At 38.7% G+C, this 19216-nt stretch carries 16 protein-coding genes; 12 read left to right on the top strand and 4 right to left on the bottom strand.

Going from position 1 to position 19216, the window contains the following annotated elements:
- Positions 1-119 precede the first annotated feature (119 nt).
- Positions 120-2981 (top strand): 2-oxoglutarate dehydrogenase E1 component, encoded by a 2862-nt coding sequence (gene sucA / locus LJY09_RS14810; RefSeq protein WP_028412867.1) that lies wholly within the window; start codon positions 120-122, stop codon positions 2979-2981.
- 16 nt (positions 2982-2997) lie between these two features.
- Entirely contained in the window at positions 2998-4299 is a 1302-nt protein-coding gene (gene odhB, locus LJY09_RS14805; RefSeq protein WP_099000294.1) for a 2-oxoglutarate dehydrogenase complex dihydrolipoyllysine-residue succinyltransferase, read from the top strand.
- Between the two features lie 41 nt (positions 4300-4340).
- On the opposite strand, the gene LJY09_RS14800 is transcribed toward odhB, so the two are convergent.
- Positions 4341-4949 carry a TetR/AcrR family transcriptional regulator gene (locus LJY09_RS14800; protein ID WP_099331108.1) on the bottom strand — a complete coding sequence of 203 codons (609 nt, stop codon included), beginning with the start codon at positions 4947-4949 and terminating at the stop codon, positions 4341-4343.
- 193 nt (positions 4950-5142) lie between these two features.
- Here LJY09_RS14800 and LJY09_RS14795 point away from each other — a divergent pair, with 193 nt between their 5' ends.
- The 8 genes from LJY09_RS14795 to LJY09_RS14760 all read left to right on the top strand — a co-directional run bounded on the left by LJY09_RS14795 (position 5143) and on the right by LJY09_RS14760 (position 13283).
- Entirely contained in the window at positions 5143-6318 is a 1176-nt protein-coding gene (locus LJY09_RS14795) for a YhgE/Pip domain-containing protein (RefSeq protein ID WP_028412869.1), read from the top strand.
- A 35-nt stretch (positions 6319-6353) separates the two neighbouring features.
- On the top strand, positions 6354-7865 hold the full coding sequence (locus LJY09_RS14790; RefSeq protein WP_223546141.1) for an FAD-dependent monooxygenase: 1512 nt from the start codon (positions 6354-6356) through the stop codon (positions 7863-7865).
- 55 nt (positions 7866-7920) lie between these two features.
- Positions 7921-8205 (top strand): hypothetical protein, encoded by a 285-nt coding sequence (locus LJY09_RS14785; protein ID WP_228307313.1) that lies wholly within the window; start codon positions 7921-7923, stop codon positions 8203-8205.
- A gap of 121 nt (positions 8206-8326) precedes the next feature.
- On the top strand, positions 8327-9019 hold the full coding sequence (locus tag LJY09_RS14780) for a response regulator transcription factor (protein ID WP_028412871.1): 693 nt from the start codon (positions 8327-8329) through the stop codon (positions 9017-9019).
- Complete coding sequence (locus tag LJY09_RS14775; RefSeq protein ID WP_099000464.1) at positions 9016-10485, top strand: sensor histidine kinase; 1470 nt, start codon at positions 9016-9018, stop codon at positions 10483-10485. Before LJY09_RS14780 ends, LJY09_RS14775 begins: the two co-directional genes overlap by 4 nt.
- A 25-nt stretch (positions 10486-10510) precedes the next feature.
- Entirely contained in the window at positions 10511-11578 is a 1068-nt protein-coding gene (locus LJY09_RS14770) for a TolB family protein (RefSeq protein WP_028412873.1), read from the top strand.
- Between the two features lie 156 nt (positions 11579-11734).
- The gene (locus LJY09_RS14765) at positions 11735-12496 is read left to right on the top strand and encodes a M15 family metallopeptidase (RefSeq protein ID WP_099000463.1); all 762 of its coding nucleotides are present in this window, start codon (positions 11735-11737) and stop codon (positions 12494-12496) included.
- 115 nt (positions 12497-12611) lie between these two features.
- A complete protein-coding gene (locus LJY09_RS14760) occupies positions 12612-13283 on the top strand; it encodes a DUF421 domain-containing protein (RefSeq protein ID WP_028412875.1) in 672 nt (223 codons plus the stop codon).
- A 28-nt stretch (positions 13284-13311) separates the two neighbouring features.
- Here LJY09_RS14760 and LJY09_RS14755 read toward each other — a convergent pair whose 3' ends face one another.
- From LJY09_RS14755 to corA, 3 genes are all read right to left on the bottom strand, one after another.
- Positions 13312-14046, bottom strand: coding sequence for a polysaccharide deacetylase family protein (locus tag LJY09_RS14755; RefSeq protein ID WP_099000462.1), 735 nt, complete (start codon positions 14044-14046; stop codon positions 13312-13314).
- A gap of 83 nt (positions 14047-14129) precedes the next feature.
- On the bottom strand, positions 14130-15407 hold the full coding sequence (locus LJY09_RS14750) for a polyamine aminopropyltransferase (protein ID WP_028412876.1): 1278 nt from the start codon (positions 15405-15407) through the stop codon (positions 14130-14132).
- A gap of 431 nt (positions 15408-15838) precedes the next feature.
- Complete coding sequence (corA, locus tag LJY09_RS14745; protein WP_028412877.1) at positions 15839-16801, bottom strand: magnesium/cobalt transporter CorA; 963 nt, start codon at positions 16799-16801, stop codon at positions 15839-15841.
- A gap of 130 nt (positions 16802-16931) precedes the next feature.
- On the opposite strand from corA, the gene LJY09_RS14740 reads away from it, so the two are divergent.
- Together LJY09_RS14740 and ssuD are read left to right on the top strand one after the other, a co-directional pair.
- Positions 16932-17807 (top strand): STAS domain-containing protein, encoded by an 876-nt coding sequence (locus tag LJY09_RS14740; RefSeq protein ID WP_049165233.1) that lies wholly within the window; start codon positions 16932-16934, stop codon positions 17805-17807.
- A gap of 218 nt (positions 17808-18025) precedes the next feature.
- Positions 18026-19096: an FMNH2-dependent alkanesulfonate monooxygenase gene (gene ssuD, locus LJY09_RS14735; RefSeq protein ID WP_028412879.1), complete on the top strand. Its 1071-nt coding sequence runs from the start codon at positions 18026-18028 to the stop codon at positions 19094-19096.
- The last annotated feature ends 120 nt before the right edge of the window (positions 19097-19216 follow it).

Below are 19216 nucleotides of genomic sequence, written 5' to 3'. Positions count from 1 at the left end.
ATACACACGCAGTGAGATTTATCACTCGTTGTAAAGATGTCAGACGATAAGGTAATCGACATTCAAAATGGAAAGATTGTTGAGTACGACAATTATTATAACTCGTTGGGGGTTTTATCATGGGTAACGAAACGTCGAATAGAGGGGAGCCTTGGCAAGGATTTTTGGGTCCGAACTACGGCTATGTATTAGAACAGTATGAGTTATATGAAGAGCAGTCAGATCTAGTAGATCCAGACTTAAAAGAATTATTTGATTATTGGGGTGCTCCTCCATTAAACGAAAGTGAGCAGGTTCAGCAAGCTGAATACGCACAGACTGCACCTTCAGCTAACACATCTAAAATTGCATCGGCTATTAAGCTAGCGGAAAACATCCGTGCTTATGGTCATCTATACGCGTCAATTAAGCCTCTTGAAAGCGAGAAGAAAGATCCTGTCTTGCTTCACTTGGAAGATTACAATTTAACGCAAGAAGATTTAAAATCAATTCCGGTTGATATTTTATGTACGAATGCGCCATCACACGTCAAAAATGGTTTAGACGCAATTAACTATTTAACAGATGTCTACACAAAAACCATTGCGTTTGAATTCCATCACGTACATAACATGGAAGAGAATAAGTGGCTGACTGATATGGTCGAGTCAGGTGCTATTTTCCAACCTCTTTCAAATGAGAAAAGAACTTCTGTATTAAAGCGTTTAACAGAAGTAGAAGGCTTTGAACAATTTTTACATCGTACATTTGTCGGACAAAAACGCTTTTCTATTGAAGGCGTAGATATGTTAATTCCACTTGTAGATGAACTGATTGCACGCTCAGTGGAAACAAGCCCAAAAACGGTTAATATCGGTATGGCTCACCGTGGACGTTTAAATGTATTAGCACACGTATTAGGCAAGCCGTATGAAATGATTTTTGCGGAATTCCAGCATGCGCCTAACAAGGAATTAGTTCCTTCAGAAGGTTCAATCGGTATCAACTACGGCTGGACGGGAGACGTAAAATATCACCTGGGTGCCGACAAACAAATTAAAGCAGAGAACACAGTTCGAGCTCGTTTGACATTGGCTAGTAACCCTAGTCACTTGGAGTTTGTTAATCCGGTTGTGGAAGGGTTTACAAGAGCGGCTCAAGATGAGCGTGATGTGAATGGATACCCGAAACAAGATGTAAAAAAATCGTTCGCGATTTTAATTCACGGAGATGCTGCGTTCCCTGGTGAAGGTATTGTACAAGAAACGCTGAACTTAAATCAATTGACTGGTTATCAAACAGGTGGAACAATCCACATTATTGCTAACAACATGATTGGATTTACAACAGAAAGCGTCGATTCTCGTTCAACAAAATATGCAAGTGACTTAGCAAAAGGGTTTGAAATTCCAATCGTTCACGTAAACGCGGATGATCCGGAAGCCTGTTTAGCGGCTGCTTATTTTGCTTATGAGTATCGCAGACGTTTTAACAAAGATTTCTTGATTGATTTAATTGGATACCGTCGATTTGGCCACAATGAAATGGATGAACCGTCTGTAACGCAGCCGAAGATGTATGAAATTGTGACAAAACGTCCAACCGTTCGTGCTATGTATGCAAAGCAGCTCGAAGAACAAAACGTTATTCAAAGCGGTCAAGCAGATCAAATTAATGAAGAGTTACAAGCGAAGTTAAAAGCAGCTTATGAGAAAGTACCGCCAAAAGCTGAAAAACAACATAGAATTATGGAAATGCCACAAGCAGTCTTCAAAGGAATTTCAGATATTGATACATCTGTTACAAAAGAAGAGCTGTTTGAAGTGAATCAAGAGCTAGTGAAATACCCTGAAGGATTTAACGTATTTCCAAAACTTGATCGCATCTTATCTAAACGTGCCAAAGCGTTTGAAGAAAATGAAAGCGTGGATTGGTCATTGGGTGAGGCATTTGCATTTGCTACGATTTTAAGAGACGGCACGCCAATTCGTATTACAGGCCAAGATTCTGAACGTGGTACGTTTGCACATAGACATCTTGTTCTTCATGATCATAAGACAGGGGATGTTTACTCACCACTACACGCAATGAAGAACGTAAGCGCTTCCTTTGATATTCGTAACAGTCCATTATCTGAAGGTTCAGTGCTTGGATTTGAATACGGCTATAATGTATTTGCTCCTGAAACGCTTGTTCTTTGGGAAGCACAATTCGGTGATTTTGCCAATGCAGGTCAAGTTATTATTGACCAGTTTATTGCAGCAGGTCGTGCTAAGTGGGGACAAAAATCTGGAATGGTCTTATTGCTGCCACATGGCCATGAAGGTCAAGGGCCAGAACACTCAAGCGCTCGTCTAGAACGTTATTTACAGCTAGCTGGAGAAAACAACTGGACAATCGCAAACGTAACAAGCGCTGCGCAATATTTCCACTTACTTCGACGACAAGCTGCCATTTTACAGCGCGAAGAAGTAAGACCGCTAGTAGTTATGACACCAAAAAGTTTGCTTCGTAATGCTTTTAGTGTGTCAAACCTTGAAGAGTTTACAAAAGGCTCTTTCCGCTTAGTAGTAGAACAGCCTGGATTAGGCAAAAAAGAAGATGCAGTTGAACGAATCGTTCTGTGCAGCGGAAAAATCAGCAGTGAGTTAACGGAACGCTTAAACAAAGCAGAAGATGATAAAGATTGGCTACACGTTCTTCGTCTAGAACAAATTTATCCGTTCCCAAGACGCGTAATTGCTGAAATCTTTGCTCGCTATAAAAATTTAAAAGAGATTGTCTGGTTACAAGAAGAGCCTGAAAACATGGGCGCATGGAACTATGTAGAAGATCGACTGCGTGAAGTAGCACCAGAAGGAGCTACTGTTGACTACATCGGCCGCACAAGACGCTCAAGTCCAGCTGAAGGAGATCCAACAGTTCACAGACAAGAACAAGAACGTATTTTACAAGATGCATTAACTAAAAATGAAATTGCTAACGACGTTGTTACACGATAAGGAAGGGGAATGAATCATGGGAGAGATTAAAGTACCGGAATTAGCAGAATCAATTTCTGAAGGAACAGTTGCACAGTGGCTAAAACAAGTAGGAGATTTCGTTGAAAAAGGCGATTATATCGTTGAACTTGAAACAGATAAAGTTAACGTTGAAATTACAGCTGAAGACTCTGGTGTGCTAACAGAACTTCTTGCTGGCGAAGGCGACACAGTGCAAGTTGGTGAAACAATTGCACGTCTTGAAGCGAAAGAAGGAGCTTCAGCACCAGCACCAGCAGCACCAAAAGCTGAAGAAAAACCAGCAGAAGAAGCACCAAAACAAGAAGCTGCTCCAGCTCAGCAAAAAACAGTTGAAGAAGTAGCGCCAGCAGCTGAAGCGCCTCAACAAGGAAATCAAAAACAATGGCTGATTGCTTCTCCTGCAGCTCGCAAAGCAGCAAGAGAACGTGGAATCAAGCTAGATCAAGTACCAACTACTGATCCTCTTGGCCGTGTGCGTAAACATGATATTGATTCATATGCAGATCAAAAATCAAATGAGCAAAAACAGCAGGCACAAGCAAGTAAGCCAGCTAACCCGGTATCTCCGTCTCCAGCGGCAAGTGAAAATAGCGACAAACCTGTTGAACGCGAACGTATGTCACGTCGTCGTCAAACAATTGCCAAACGTCTCGTTGAAGTTCAGCAAACAGCGGCTATGTTGACAACGTTTAACGAAGTAGACATGACGGCTGTTATGGCTCTTCGTAAACGACGCAAAGACAAATTCTTTGAACAGCACGACGTAAGACTTGGCTTTATGTCATTCTTCACAAAAGCAGTAGTAGCAGCACTTAAAAAATACCCATTATTAAATGCTGAAATTCAAGGCAACGAGTTATTAATTAAAAAATTCTACGATATTGGTATTGCTGTGTCAGCTCCAGACGGTCTTGTTGTTCCAGTTGTACGTGATGCTGACCGTAAAACATTCGCTGGTATCGAAGGATCTATCGTTGATTTAGCGAAAAAAGCGCGCGACAACAAATTAGCATTAAAAGATTTACAAGGTGGAACGTTCACAATTACAAACGGCGGTGTATTCGGTTCATTAATGTCTACACCAATTTTAAACGGGCCTCAAGTTGGTATTTTAGGAATGCACAAAGTTCAGCTTCGTCCGGTAGCAATTGATGAAGAGCGTATCGAAAATCGTCCGATGATGTACATTGCACTTTCTTACGATCACCGTATCGTTGACGGCAAAGAAGCCGTAAGCTTCCTAGCTACTGTTAAAGAACTATTAGAAGATCCAGAATCTTTATTACTAGAAGGTTAATAAAAAGAACCTGCTATTCTCCGAGAGAATAGCAGGTTCTTTTATGTTCGCTTAATGCCTGCAACATAAGCAGGACCCAAAAAAGTCATGCTAGCGAGTGTCAGAGCCATTTCTCTAGGTGACTGCTTCATATCTTGTTCTAGCCAGTGCTGAATGACGCCAAGATGGGCTGACGTTACATAAGACATTAAATGTTCAAGTGGAACAAGCGGAGGCGTTTTACTATCCATGAGCTCTAATTTTTCCAGTATATTGGTTTTCATAACTTCTTTAATTTTAAGATGAAAGCCAGGGTTGCCTTTTGGACCAAGCATAACCTGCATAAAACGCGCATTCTCTTGAATATATTCAAAAAGCGCAATAATAAACGGCAAAGGCTGTTCTTTCAAATTAGCAGATACAATCTCATTTGGATTTGCTTTTTTGATAAATTCTTTTATTTCTTGAATGACTTCATTTTCACTTTTTTCAAGCAAATCGTATTTGTCTTGGTAGTGTAAATAAAAAGTTCCTCGATTAATATCGGCTTTTTTCGTCAGATTTCTGACCGTTACGCCTTCAAATCCTTTCTCTTCCATTAATTCTGTTAAAGCATCTCGGATAAATTTCTTCGTTCGAATAATTCTACGATCTGTTTTTGAATTCCCCACAGTTTTTAAACACCTACTTTTTTCTTTAATAATGAACAGTTATGTGTTTTGTGTTAAGTAAGCGACATTCCCATGATTATTGCATATTGAGAATGCAGGTAAATTTATTATAATTTACATAGTGATCACTAATCAACAGCATGTACATTATCTTTCCGTCAACGTGTATATGCTTAAAGAAGGGAATATCTATATGAAATTAAGTAACCAAAAGCTTATATATCTTTCACCAATTATAGTGGTAGCAGTTATTTTCATTTTTACCCTAACGTTAATTCCTTCAGTAAGCCAAGCACCTAAGAATTTGCCAATCGCATTTGTAAATGCCGACGAAGGAATGACAGTTCCAGCAAAGGGTAAGGTAAATATAGGAGATCATATAAAACAAAATATGAAGAGTTCAAGCGCTGAACAGTCTTCGGTTAAATGGATTTTTGTATCAACTACTAAAGAAGTTGAAAAAGGGTTAAATAATCAAAAATACTACGGAGCGCTTATCATTCCAAAAGATTTCACCAAAAAACAGGTGACTCTTCAGACGGCTCAGCCTGAGGCACCTGCTATTAGATTGTTAGTGAATCAAGGAATGAATACAGCTGCTTCAACACTAGCCAGTCAGGTGCTAAACGGAGCAGTTGATCAGATGAATGAAAATATGCGCTTGCAGCTAGTGAAAAGATTTGAACAAAGCGGAACGCAACTAAGTGCAAACCAAGCATTAGCACTCGCTGTACCGATTCAAAAGACAGTGATAAACGTCAATAAAACAGGGACTCATAGTGTCAACGGAAATGCCCCCGTTTCATTATTTCAGCCGCTGTGGATGGCAAGCATAGCAGGGGCAGCAGTTGTCTTCCTCAGCATCCACAAAATCACGTTTTCTTCTCGCAAAGAGAAAATTGTTAACCAAGTAGGGTTCGTAATCATTGGTGCTACACTTGCTTTAGCTGCAGGTTTCGGGCTAGCGTGGCTAGCTGAAGTAGTTGGAATAAGCGTTCCTTCATTTTTGGATACAGCACTATTCTTAGCTATTGCTTACTTCAGTTTTTTCACCTTGATATCAGCCGCACTTTCATGGTTAGGACTAAAGGGACTTCCGATTTTCGTTATTATTCTATTTTTTGGCGCACCGCTGCTTCCAATGGCCCCAGAAATTATGCCTGATTTTTATCGAGAGTGGATTTATCCATGGCTGCCAATGAGGTTTATGGTAGATGGCGTAAGAGAACTATTTTTCTTTGGAGAACATCTGACATGGAATCATTCTGTATCTGCTCTAGCTCTTATCTCTTTAATAAGTTTGTGTGCTCTGTTTGCTTCTGCTTTACCTGCATCTTCTGTAAAAAAAGAGAAGTCTCGCTCAATATAAAAGATACTGCAACTGAATGAGAAGGAGAGATAATGATGAAGCCACAAATCCTAATCGTTGGTGCCGGACCTACTGGCCTTGTGATGGCCTATAATTTAGCAAGACATAACATTTCTTTTCGAATTATTGATAGAAACGAAGGGCCTGGGCAAGCCTCCCGGGCAATGGCTATTTTACCGCGAACCCTTGAATTTTATCAGCAGTTCGGTTTTGCAGATGAAGTCATAGACCGCGGGATTAAGATGGAAGATGTATACGTCCGAGTAAAGAATAAAATAAAAGCAAAAGTTCATCTAGGATCTTTAGGAGAAGGATTAAGTCCTTTTCCTTTTGTTCTTACATTTCCACAGGACGACCACGAGCGGTTTCTGCTTGAAAAATTAAAAAATCTTGGGATTGAAGTAGAATGGAAGACGGAGTTACTATCTCTAGCTGAACACGGAGAAGGGATAAAAACTTTATTAAAAGCCCAGCAAGAGGAAACCGCTTATTTTAAGTATATTTGTGGATGTGACGGAGCACACAGTACAGTTCGTAAACAAATGAATATAGAGTTTAAAGGAGAAAAATATAAACAGCATTTTTATGTGATGGATGTTCACGGCTCTGGTGAAGTGATGAAGGATCAAAAAATCAGTATTTCATTTAGCAATGAAGAATTTTTGATTTGTATGCCTGTTAGAAGTAAAGGAACGTATCGAATGATCGGCATTATTCCTTCAGCTCTTTTGGATCAAAACGATATAAAAGCTGAAAATATTCAAACTTTTCTTCAACAAACATTTGGTGCTGAGATTGAAAATATAAATTGGTTCTCAACATACAATATCCATCACAGAGTAGCAAGTCGTTTCCGACAAGGGCGTATTTTTCTAAGTGGAGATGCAGCCCATATTCATAGTCCTGCAGGCGGCCAAGGAATGAACACAGGAATTGGAGATGCAATCAACCTTTCATGGAAATTAGCAGCTGTCCTTCAACACAAAGCGGCACTTTCCATATTAGATACATACGAAGAAGAAAGGTTACCTTTTGCAGAGCTGCTTGTAAATACAACTGATCGCGCTTTTAAGCGAATGGTGGCAAGAGATAAAACGAGTCAATTTTTTAGAAAGCATATCTTTCCGCCTGTACTATCCTTTTTATTTCGCTTTCCTTATCCCCGTCACAAAGCATTTACAATTTTATCTCAAATCCGCATTAAATATCGAAATAGTAACCTAAGCAGCGGACAAGGGACAAATGTGCAAAGTGGTGATCGGTTACCTTATGTGGAAGGGAATTTTGAATCTTTACAGTCCTTAAACTGGCAAATACACGTCTATGGAACAGCAGCACAGAAGCTAAAAAAGAGCATGAGAGAAAAAGGCTTCTCTTTGCATGAGTTTTCTTGGAACCCCTATATGAAGAAAGCAGGGCTTCAAAAAGATGCACTGTATGTTATTAGACCGGACGGGTATATCGGTTTTATTAGCAGCGAACAGCGTATAGAGCTTCTTTATCAATATTTGAATACTCATAAAATCCTTCCTTTTACAAATGAATAATAACGCTAATAAAAAGCTAAGACAACATGATTTTAGCTAAAAGAAAATTGGATCGATGAATCGAGACTCTTCAAGGAAAATCAACTTTATTCGGATTTTTTTATGGTCATGTAAACGTAGATTTCATCTGTTTAGTTTACTCAAGCGGTTGATTGGAGGGCAAGGCGCAGACTCCTGCAGGAAAAGCAGAACAGGTGAGACCCCGCAGGAGCGCAAGCGACGAGGAGGCTCAGCGGCCGCCCGCGGAAAGCGAAGCCTTGCACGGAAATCAACCGCGGTGTCAAAAGCGCTCCATACTAAGCCTCCTTTATCTCATTTGTGCATCTTTAGATTGAATTGATTTTGTTATGTCTCAATCTCTTTATTTTTGTTTACAATTTCGAAACAACTTGGAGATGTTTTTGCTAAAGCTGTTTGATAAGATAGACGAAGAGAAATATCAAATGAAAGTACGTGATACATTGAATAAAAGGATTTTAGTAGTAGATGATGAAAAAAGTATTGCCACAGCGGTATCTTATGCTTTCAAGCGCGAAGGATATATTGTAGACACAGCATCTGACGGTGAAGAAGCACTTGAAAAAGTAAAAAGCTTTCGACCTGACGTGATGATATTAGATGTGATGATGCCAAAACTAACCGGCTATGAAGTATGCCGAAAACTTGAGAATCGAAGAGGAATGGGGATTATCTTGTTAACGGTTAAAAATGATATCGTCGATAAAGTTCTAGGTTTAGAGTTAGGCGCTGATGATTACATGACCAAGCCATTTGATGTAAGAGAACTTGTAGCTAGAGCTAAAGCACTTGTTCGGCGAATAGAAAAAAATGAAGCTCCTGAAGCTGTGGGAGAAATCACGGTGGGAAAAGTGAAAGTGAACTTAATTCAGCGCACGTTACATGTTGCCAATGAGTTAGTTAAGCTTACACCAAAGGAGTTTGATCTTATTGCTTTATTGCTTGCCAATTTAGAGAGAGTGTACACACGAGAAGATTTACTAGATCTTGTCTGGGGAATGGATTATGCAGGCGGTACACGTACGGTAGATATTCACATGCAGCGCCTTCGAAAAAAAGTAGGAGAAGCAGAGCCTTATTTGCTTCAAACGGTATACGGGGTTGGATATAAAGCGACTGCAGGGATCAATGAATGAAAATCAGCCTAAAAGCTAAGATGGGACTCGTTCTTGCTTTTTTAATTATTTTAACAGTAACCGTACTGAGCGTACTCGTATTAAAAGGAATTGAGACCAATCAGCGTGATCAGCTAGAAAGTGAACTTATTCAAAAAAGCAAAGCAGCGGAGCAAACGATTCATCAAAGTTATGTAACAGGTGACCCGTCTCTGAATAAAGATTCCTTTCTTCAGCAAAAAGGACAGCGCCTTGCATCTTCAATTGCATCACAAAGCGGAATGCAAACAGTCCTATATAATCAAAAAGGACAGGAAGCAGGAAGCTCTATTCCCATCGGCCAAAAAGATGTGGATGTTTCTGATACGCTTAGCTATGCTTTGAAAGGAAAAATAGCCTATCAAATCTCGGGTTCTTCCCTTATTTACTTTGCACCTGTGTCAATCGAGAATCAATTTATTGGAGTCCTTCGTTTTGACCATTCCCTAAAAAATAATCAGCAGTTTATAGCTGACATTAGGCACTTATTTCGTATGGGGGGAACGATTGCAGCGGCAGCAGCTTTTTTAATTGGCTATGCTTATTTTTATCGCATTGCTTCTCTCATCGCTACGCTTCAAAAAACTTCACAGCAGATTCGAAAAGGCCATTATTTAACTCATGTGCCCTTCAAACGGCGCGATGAACTCGGAGAGCTCAGTCAAGGCTTGTTTTTTATGAGTACGTCGATTGAAAAAAACATCGATCAAATGAATAACGAAAAAAGAAAGCTTGAGTTCGCCATTTCGAAACTGCAGTCTCTCGAACAGCAGCAAAAGCAGTTTATCGGTAACATTAGCCACGAATTTAAGACGCCTTTAACATCGATCAAAGCTTATGTTGACTTACTTGATATGTATCGAGATGATCCTCAGCTTATGGAAGACGGTGTGCAAAACATTCGTAAAGAAACGAATCGCCTCCATGAAATGGTGGATAAAATCTTAAAGCTTTCAGCACTTGAGAAATATGATTTCGAGCAGCGACCAGAGCAAGTTGAATTGAAACGGCTTCTAGAAGACATATGCGATCGTATGAAAGGAAAAGCTGCTAAATTTGATTTGACTCTTCATACAAATATAAAAGAAGCGGTTGTTTGGGCTGATCGCGAAAGCTTAATACACATTTTTATTAATTTAATTGACAATGCTATTAAATATAATGAACCCGGAGGAAAAGTGGAAGTAGCATCTTATACTTTAGAGAATTCTATCATTGTAGATGTAGCCAACACTGGAATAGGAATTCCACCCGAAGCAGAAGAGAAATTATTCCAACCATTTTTCACCGTAAATAAAGATCGGTCGCGTTTATCCGGAGGAACAGGTCTTGGCTTAGCATTAGCCAAAGATTTAACTGAAAAACAAAACGGTGTTATCAAGCTGCATCATTCTGACTCTACATGGACAACTTTTAAAGTGTCGTTTCCTTTAAAAAACGAGAACTGAGTTAGCTAAAAGGAGTGAACCGTTATTGAAACGGTATAGATTAATGATATATATCGCAAGCACTTTTCTTATTTTAGCATCATGCGGCCAAGGAGAAGGTCATAGAGAAACGGTTGAAAAACCAGACAAGAAAATTACTGTATTGGACCACGTAGATCAAGATGGAAAAATAGAAGTGAAAGACGTTCAAGATATTAACGGAGTAAGAGCGTTTCAATTTTTGAATGAAAACACAGTGATTGTTAGTCAAGAAAATAAACAATTTCGGTCGCACGATTTCGGTCCCAAAGAGGTATATGCGCAGAATTTAGCTACTTATAATCTAAAAAACAAGTCTACTTTTGTGTTGCATCCAAGCAATGAAATTCAACATGCGGCGAAGCTTTCTCCAAATGGCAAATATCTTTTTTATAAAGTTGCAAAAGGCGAAGATACATTTGGTTATATAATGAACGTTCAAACAAAAAAAACAGTTGAAATCAAGAATGTTCTTCTCTACCCATCAAGCGGAGAGTGGCTTAATAATTCAGAAGTAATGTTTATTACAATGGAAGGAAAGCTTTCTAAAGCAAATGTAAAAGGAAAAGCAGAACCTCTATTGCACAGAGACGATCGAATCTTAGATGCAGTTAAAGGGATAGGTGGCATTTATTATATTGGTGTAAACAACCAGCTTTTTTTTCTTCATAACGAACAGACGGACCCTGAAAAAATCCGAGATAATGTGGTTTCTATTATCCCGTCTCCAAATGGAAAGCAATTAGCGCTCGTTCAGCAAAAAGATGCCCAAACGAGAACGCTGTCTATCACAGATTTAAAAGGATCAGAGGCCTTTCAGCTTGCTCTGTCCACTCAAATTTTTGGTGTCAGCTGGTCTCCCGACGGTTCGAAATTAGCTTATAATTTTATTTCTGAAAAAGAGGGAGATAAAGGGATATTCATAGCAGATGGATTAACAGGAGATGTTACACACTTAAACGTAAATTTAGACTATGCCGCTGATCAGCTTGCTTGGAGTCAATCAGGAAATAAACTAGTTGCATCGAGCTTTACGCAAAATCAAGTTCATACGTATATTATCTTTTTGAAATAGACTGCTTAGGCAGTCTTTTTTTTACGCATACTAAACTTCTTTAAGAGTGTTTACAAGTTTGAAACAACTGAATAAAAGACAGAAACATTTATGTTTTATTCTTTCTTTACAGGCTTTTATAGCGTATCAAAAGCCATGTGAAAGGAGTAAGACATCATGAAATACTTTTTATTTATTTGTTCTTTAGCTTTTGCGCTGATGATAGCAGGGTGCGGCACAAGCAATTCTTCATCAAAGCCTGTCGGAGAATTCACAAAAAATGGACAGGCTCAAAAACTAGAAAGCTCATCAGCTTCTTCATCTTTAACGAAATCTAATGTAGACGAAACAGTGGTAATAGCCAATCCAGAATCGGTTACGGCTTTAGTTAATAAGAAGCATCAGCTTCCTGAATCTTACCAGCCTTCCGATTTAGTCTATGCCGACGTTCCGTTTATCTTTAACGAAAAAATAGAAAAACGAATGCTTAGAAAGCCTGCGGCACAAGCGCTTGAAGAACTTTTCCGAGATGCTGAAAAAGAGGGGATCAGCTTACTTGGCGTATCTGGTTATCGATCTCACGAGCGGCAAAAAGAGCTTTTTGCATTTTACGCAAAGCGAGACGGTGAAGAACAAGCACGCACCTATAGCGCCTACCCAGGAACGAGTGAACACGAAACGGGACTAGCAATCGATGTCACAGGAGGAAAGGGAATATGTGCTGCGGCAGACTGCTTTGCTGATACACTAGAAGCTCATTGGCTTTCAAAACATGCGTATCAATACGGATTCGTTATTCGATATCCTCAAGGTGAAGAAGAAGTTACCGGTTATAAATACGAACCATGGCACCTTAGATATGTAGGAAAAAAAGCAGCCGCATCCATTTTTAATCAATATATAACGTTAGAAACCTATGCAAGTAAGACAAAAGCTTAATCAAAAGTTCTATAGCTGGAAAACGAAGGAAAGAAAAATGAAAAGTCAGGTTTATCACTCTCACATATGATACAAACTGATACTATAACATGCTTGCTATAGAGGAAGGGTATCAATGTATAAAGATATTGCGATTGAACTGATATGTGGATTTTTAGCGCTATTTATTATGCTGAAGCTTTTAGGTAAGACGCAGTTTGCTCAAATCACTCCGTTTGACTTTATTACAACGCTTGTCCTGGGAAATATTGTAGGGGATGCAGCTCTTGAAAAAGGAGTAGAGTTAACTGAAATTCTTTATAGCGTTTTGATTTGGGGGCTTCTGATCTACGCAGTGACAAAGCTATCTCAAACCTTTACAGGATTTAGGGGAGTTCTTGAAGGCAAGCCTTCAATGATTATTTATAAAGGGAAAATTCATTATAAAGAGCTTAAGAAAAACAACTTGGATTTGAATCAGCTTCAGCATCTAATGAGACAGCAAGGGTATTTTTCACTGTATGAAGCAGAATATGTCATTTTAGAAACGAATGGAGAGGTGAGCGTCGCTCCTAAACATGAATTCGGCCCTCCGACGAAAAATGATTTAAACATCCCTTATTCTCAAACTAATTTACCTATTGCTTTAATCATGGATGGAAAAGTAGTGCCTGGCAATTTGAAAGAAGCAAACGTAGATGAAAAGTGGTTAAAAAAACAGCTGGCAATCAAGAAAATAAAGGAATACAGCGAAGTTTTTTATGCTGAATGGCAGCAAGAGCGAGGACTAGAAATAACAAAATTCTAAAAACCCTTTCCTTTTAAGGAAAGGGTTTTTAGCTTTCTTTTAATAGCTTAGCAAAATCCTCAATCGTTGTAGAATACGTGACGTACAGACGGGGAATAAGATAGTTTTCATTTTTTTGTCCACTTTCAGTAAAAAATTTTGGAATCGTTGAAAGACCAAATGTATAATTCTTTTTTGTTTCTTCGACTACGCGGCTATTGACCTTTCCGTAAGGGTAAGCAAGAGCAATAACGGGCTGGCTCGTGATGGCTTCAATTTTCAGCTTTGATTCAGCTAGCTCATAGGATAAATTTTTCGTCTTAGTTAAATCCGGATGAGTAGCGGTATGAGACTGAATAGAAAAAAATCCTGAATCAACAAATTTTTTTAGATCCGCTGGAGACAAACGGTTGGGACGGCCAATAAAATCTGAAATCACAAAAATTGTAGCCGCTGGATGAAACTGAGGGCTGGCTGCTCTTTGAAAAATAGGCAAGATAGTAAGATTATTTTTATATCCATCGTCAAATGTGATAAATATAGGCTTTTTTACACGCTTCAGCTCCTGCCATTTTTCAAATGTTAGCGGCGTATATCCTTGCTTTTTAAGATAAAGAAGCTGTTTCTCAAAATTTTCAGGTGTCACATACAGTTCTTTTTCCCCGTGGCCTGTGTAGGAATCAATAGAGTGGTAAATCAGTATAGGTACTTTCACTTGGCTAAAAGCGGGGGAAGGGAAAATAACAGTTAGCAATAAGATAACAAAAACCGAAATTTTTCTCATAACAATCCTTTCTAACGCGCAGTGATGACGAGACTATCTTAGTATGTCAAAAGAAAAGGAATGTATAAGCCAAGCTTTCTTTTTTACAAATATAAGCCTTCTTTTTTAAATATTTTATGCAGAACCAAGTGCTCAGCAGAGTTCACAACGGCAAACTGTTTTTTAGAAAGAGAATGAGGAGAAAAACGCATTAACTTAGTAAAGTCTGATGGCAGCGTAGTAGATGAAACATCAGTAGAGAGTATAGGGGCAGACAAAGATGTTTTCGAGCCGATGTGAAAACCCCAATCTCCAAAAGAGGGAATAATGGTGTGGTAGCTCAACGTATAAAACTGAGAAGCTTTCATCGTCTTATTAATGCTCCAAAAAACGATAGGTGTGTCTCTAGGAGAATTTGACTGACACACGACCAAGCCGCTGCGCGATAGTGAACGTTGGAGAAGTTCGTAAAATTCTTTTGTATAAAGAGCACTTATTTTTTTGTTAGTAGGATCTGGAAAGTCGACAATGATAATATCATAAAACGCTGAATTCAAAGAGAGGTAGTCAACAGCATCTTGAATATGAACGGTGACACGAGAATCTTCAAATGAGCGTTGATTTAACTTCTTTAATTCTTTTATATTCATCGCAGCATTTACAACGTCAGCATCTATTTCCACAAGGTCTATTTCTTTAACTTTCTTATATTTAAGGACTTCTCGTAAAGCTAAACCATCTCCACCGCCCAGAATAAGAATGCGGCGAGGACTTAAGGAAGCTGCAAAGATAGGGTGTACAAGAGCTTCATGGTACGCATGTTCATCCAATGAACTAAATTGCAGCTGTTCATCCAAATACATTCGAATATCAGATGCTTTAATCAGCTGAATATCTTGAATACTGTTTTTCTGATGAAACAAAATGTCATGCTGGCCTGATAAGATCTGCTGTAGACTAACGTGATCTGAGTCATCTCCACGATCGAGAAGACGAGTGCTTTCAGCATGCTGACGATTTTTTGTTGGCGTTTCGACGTGTTGAATTCCGCGAGAAATTGAATATACAACAGCTTTTTTTGAAGCTAATTGCTTCAGCAACGCATAACCAATTTCAATTATTTCTTTGTCTCCGCACGTATAAAAATCTAATGAAGCGTAGTTTTCCTCCGGCCAAGTATGAATAGACAAGTGAGAGGTAGCTAATACGAGAATGCCTGTAATGCCGTGGGGCGTAAACTGGTGAAAATAACAGTGCAAAACTTCCATCTCTGCATCTAGTGCAGCTTCAATAAGAATTTGCCTTAAAAGTGAGGGATCATTTAATATCACTTCATCGCATTCGAACGCATCCATTAGCAAGTGTTCGCCTTTAATATCCACTACTTCAGCCTCCTTTCTGAGCATTATTTTCACTATCTTATGAAATTTTTTAGAAAAAGGAAACGCAAGCACGTTAGTTTATAAATATTTTTGGGAAATAACTAGTTATCATCGCATAGAAAGGCGGTTGAGGCAAACATATTTTCGTTGAAGGAAGAGCCGAACAATGAATCCATACTCTTAGTAGAAATCGAAACCTTTCGAATTTTTTCATTGATAGGATGAACGTAGGCTTCATGTAGGCAGGATTTCTAGCGGTTGATTGGAGAGCAAGGCGAAGACTCCTGCAGGAAAAGCGGAACAGGGGAGACCCCACAGGAGCGTAAGCGACGAGGAGACTCATCGGCCGCCCGCGGAAATTGATAGCACTAGCTCACTTATCCAATTTATTCATCTTTACATTGGATTGATTTCGGTATGTCTCAATCTTTCTACTCTTTATCAGCATTAAACCAGCCTTTTCGCTTGAACCATAGAATTAAACCAAGCGTTATCAATCCCATGAAGCCAAGCACAAAGAAATAGCCATAGTGCCACTTTAGCTCAGGCATATTTTCAAAATTCATTCCGTATACGCCAACGATAAAGGTAAGGGGAATAAAGATAGATGAAATAACAGTCAGTGTCATCATAATTGAATTCATCCGGTTTGAATTAAGAGAAAGATAATTATCGCGCATATCAGACGTCATTTCCCGGTTTGATTCAATCATATCGGCTAATTTTAATAAGTGGTCATAGACATCTTTAAAATACCTTTTTTGTTCAGGATGAACATCTAAGCGTTCAGAATTTATAACACGGTACAATAAATCGCGCATAGGCAAAATGGTTCTTCTGATTTTTAGCAAATCACTTCGAAGTTTAAATACATCTTCCATTAAAACAGAGATGGATTTTTTTGCGTCTATGTTTTCTATATCATTCAGCTCATCTTCAATTTGATATACAGTGGGAAAATATTCATCTACCACTTTATCCATCACAGAATACGCAAGGTAGCTTATTCCTTTTTCTTGAATCGAAGGTGTATGAAGCAGCTTTTCCCATACTTTATCAATTGCAGCTGACGGGTGAAAATGAAAAGTAACCATATAATTATCGCCGATAAAAAGATCAACTTCTTCAGCTTCTAACGTTTGCCGATTTAACGAATGAAGGACAAAAAAACTGTATCCTTCATAATAATCGAGTTTTGGACGCTGCAGAAAATGAAAGCAATCTTCAATCGCTAACGGATGAAAGTGAAAGGATGATTGAAGCAGCAGCGCTTCTTCTTCAGAAGGGCAGTTAAAGTCAATCCAATAGTACTGAATAGAGGGGTCGTGAATCTGATCTAATTGTATATGTTTCACAAGTTTGTTATCGTTCATAAGAGCTAACGTTCGTATCATTTGAAAACTCCTTCGTGTTTTTATAGCCATTTTCAATGTAGCATAAAATCAATAAACTAAACGTATTTTTTTAAAAATTTTCTTTCTCCTCTTTTTATAAAACTAGTAAGGGGGAAAAAGTTGAATTATAATGATAGTAGTAGCTCGTATGGAAAGGGGAATTGTTTTGAATAAAAACGAAGCACTTCGAATGTTTTTCTTAAAACATGCAGATCAACTAACGGAAGAATGGTATGAAAGCCTTGAAGACAATGACCCAGAATCGGTTTATGCATCTACTCATCCGGAAGTCATTTCAGTATTAAAAGGTCAAAATAATGAATTTCATTTATACATAGCCGATGTATTTATAAAAAGTGAAAAAGAATTTTTTGATTCATTTGAAACGTGGATTTTAAAGATTGCGGAAGACGGAGAGCATGTAAGAACGCCTATTCATTATATTATTCGAGAATTTTTCCGAGTTAGAAAACAGTATTTAACATATTTAAATCAATTTGTAGAAGCGTATGACCAAGATATTACGCAAGAAGAACTAGACGAATGGAACGAATTGATTGTACGCGTGTTTGATATCACCGTTTATAAATTTGTTGAAGAGCACCATCAGCATTCAAGACGGTTGCTTGAAGCACACAAAGAGCTGATTAACGAACTGAGTTCCCCAGTTATTCCATTGAGCGATCATATTGCGATTCTTCCGCTTGTTGGGGATATCGACACAGCAAGAGCGCGACGAATTTTAGAGAATACGTTAACTCGCTGTGCTGAACAGCAAGTGAATCACCTTTATATTGATATTTCAGGAGTAGTTATTGTTGATACGATGGTTGCTCATCAGATTTTCCAGCTGATTGATGCCTTAAAATTAATAGGCGTAGAATCAACGATCTCTGGGGTACGTCCTGAAATCGCAATTACCGCTTCTCATTTAGGTTTATCGTTTGAAAATATATCAACAAAATCAACTCTTGCTAATGCGATGGCTTCACGTATGAGGAAATAAAAAAACAAGAATTATTTTTAATTCTTGTTTTTTTATTTCAATTCATACTTGACATATAGGTTAAACAGGTATTATGATTTTACTAATTTAATAAATAAAAAGAGTCGTATTACATACGCTAATATACAAATGCATCTCTGTAATTAGCGGACAAGAATTGAACAAATAATATGAAAACGCTTTATATAGAATACGAGAATATTTAGGAGGAAATGGAAATGAACATCTTATGGTTTTTCCCTACAGCAGGCGACGGACATTATCTAGGCACAACCGAAGGAAGTAGAACAAGTGATATTCACTACTTAAAGCAAATCGCACACGGGCTGGATTATCTAGGATATGACGGTGCTTTGTTGCCTACTGGTTCAAATTGTGAAGATTCGTGGGTGATTGCATCGGCACTTGCTTCCGTTACAAACCGACTGAAGTTTTTGATTGCACTTCGCCCGGGTGTCATGTCTCCCACACTTTCAGCACGGATGGCTTCGACATTCGATCAAATATCAAACGGCCGACTTATGTTAAATATTGTGACGGGAGGAGATCCCGTGGAGCAAGCAACGTACGGTAACTATTTAAGCCATGATAAACGCTACGAGTTAACAGATGAATTTTTAACGATTTGGCGAGATGTAATGGAAGGAAAAAAAGTGGACTATAAAGGAGAACATCTTGATGTAACAGGTGCGTACATTCCGTCGCCTCCTGTCCAAAAACCGTATCCTCCGCTGTACTTTGGCGGGTCTTCTCCAGCGGGCAAAGAAGTAGGCGCAAAGCATGCAGATGTATATTTGTTATGGGGAGAACCTCCTGCAGTGATCAAGACGAAAATTGATGAGATGAAAGAAAAAGCTGCAAATGAAGGCAGGGACATTCGCTTTGGTATTCGACTGCACGTTATTGTAAGAGAATCGGAAGACGAAGCGTGGGAATCTGCAGATAAATTAATTAAACATGTTAATGATGATACGATCAAAGCGTTTCAAGATAAGTTTGCGTCATTTGACTCCACTGCCCAAAAAACACAGTCAAGTTTGCACAGCGGCACAAAAGATCGAGGTGCGCTGGAGATTGCTCCGAATCTATGGGCTGGAATCGGCTTAGCACGAGAAGGAGCTGGAACCGCTCTTGTTGGAAGTCCTGAAATTGTAGCGGATCGTTTAAAAGAGTACAAAGAGCTAGGAATTGATACGTTTATTTTATCAGGATACCCGCATCTAGAAGAAGCATATACGTTTGCTGAGCTAGTATTTCCACATATTCAAAAAGAACGAAGCAAGAGATAATTCTTGCTTCGTTCTTTTTGAATCGTAAAAAAATAAATAACCTAGTTGACTTATAGGAATTATAGGTGTATTATAAAGGTAGTTCATTTAGTCAGAAAATTTGTGATAAAGGGTGAAGAA

The organism is Priestia sp. J2 (genome assembly GCF_020790095.1).
Taxonomy (GTDB): Bacteria; Bacillota; Bacilli; order Bacillales; family Bacillaceae_H; genus Priestia; species Priestia zanthoxyli.
Note: the sequence above shows the minus strand (reverse complement) of the source record. Positions and strands in the feature narration are given on the sequence as shown.

What these genes read in the sequence shown, in the direction of transcription:
- sucA (WP_028412867.1), top strand. Translation starts at nt 120, where the DNA reads ATGGGTAACGAAACGTCGAATAGAGGGGAGCCTTGGCAAGGATTTTTG.
- LJY09_RS14785 (WP_228307313.1), top strand. Translation starts at nt 7,921, where the DNA reads ATGAATCGAGACTCTTCAAGGAAAATCAACTTTATTCGGATTTTTTTA.
- corA (WP_028412877.1), bottom strand. Translation starts at nt 16,801, where the DNA reads ATGATACGAACGTTAGCTCTTATGAACGATAACAAACTTGTGAAACAT.
- LJY09_RS14740 (WP_049165233.1), top strand. Translation starts at nt 16,932, where the DNA reads ATGATAGTAGTAGCTCGTATGGAAAGGGGAATTGTTTTGAATAAAAAC.
- LJY09_RS14790 (WP_223546141.1), top strand. Translation starts at nt 6,354, where the DNA reads ATGAAGCCACAAATCCTAATCGTTGGTGCCGGACCTACTGGCCTTGTG.
- LJY09_RS14755 (WP_099000462.1), bottom strand. Translation starts at nt 14,046, where the DNA reads ATGAGAAAAATTTCGGTTTTTGTTATCTTATTGCTAACTGTTATTTTC.
- ssuD (WP_028412879.1), top strand. Translation starts at nt 18,026, where the DNA reads ATGAACATCTTATGGTTTTTCCCTACAGCAGGCGACGGACATTATCTA.
- odhB (WP_099000294.1), top strand. Translation starts at nt 2,998, where the DNA reads ATGGGAGAGATTAAAGTACCGGAATTAGCAGAATCAATTTCTGAAGGA.
- LJY09_RS14765 (WP_099000463.1), top strand. Translation starts at nt 11,735, where the DNA reads ATGAAATACTTTTTATTTATTTGTTCTTTAGCTTTTGCGCTGATGATA.
- LJY09_RS14775 (WP_099000464.1), top strand. Translation starts at nt 9,016, where the DNA reads ATGAAAATCAGCCTAAAAGCTAAGATGGGACTCGTTCTTGCTTTTTTA.
- LJY09_RS14760 (WP_028412875.1), top strand. Translation starts at nt 12,612, where the DNA reads ATGTATAAAGATATTGCGATTGAACTGATATGTGGATTTTTAGCGCTA.
- LJY09_RS14795 (WP_028412869.1), top strand. Translation starts at nt 5,143, where the DNA reads ATGAAATTAAGTAACCAAAAGCTTATATATCTTTCACCAATTATAGTG.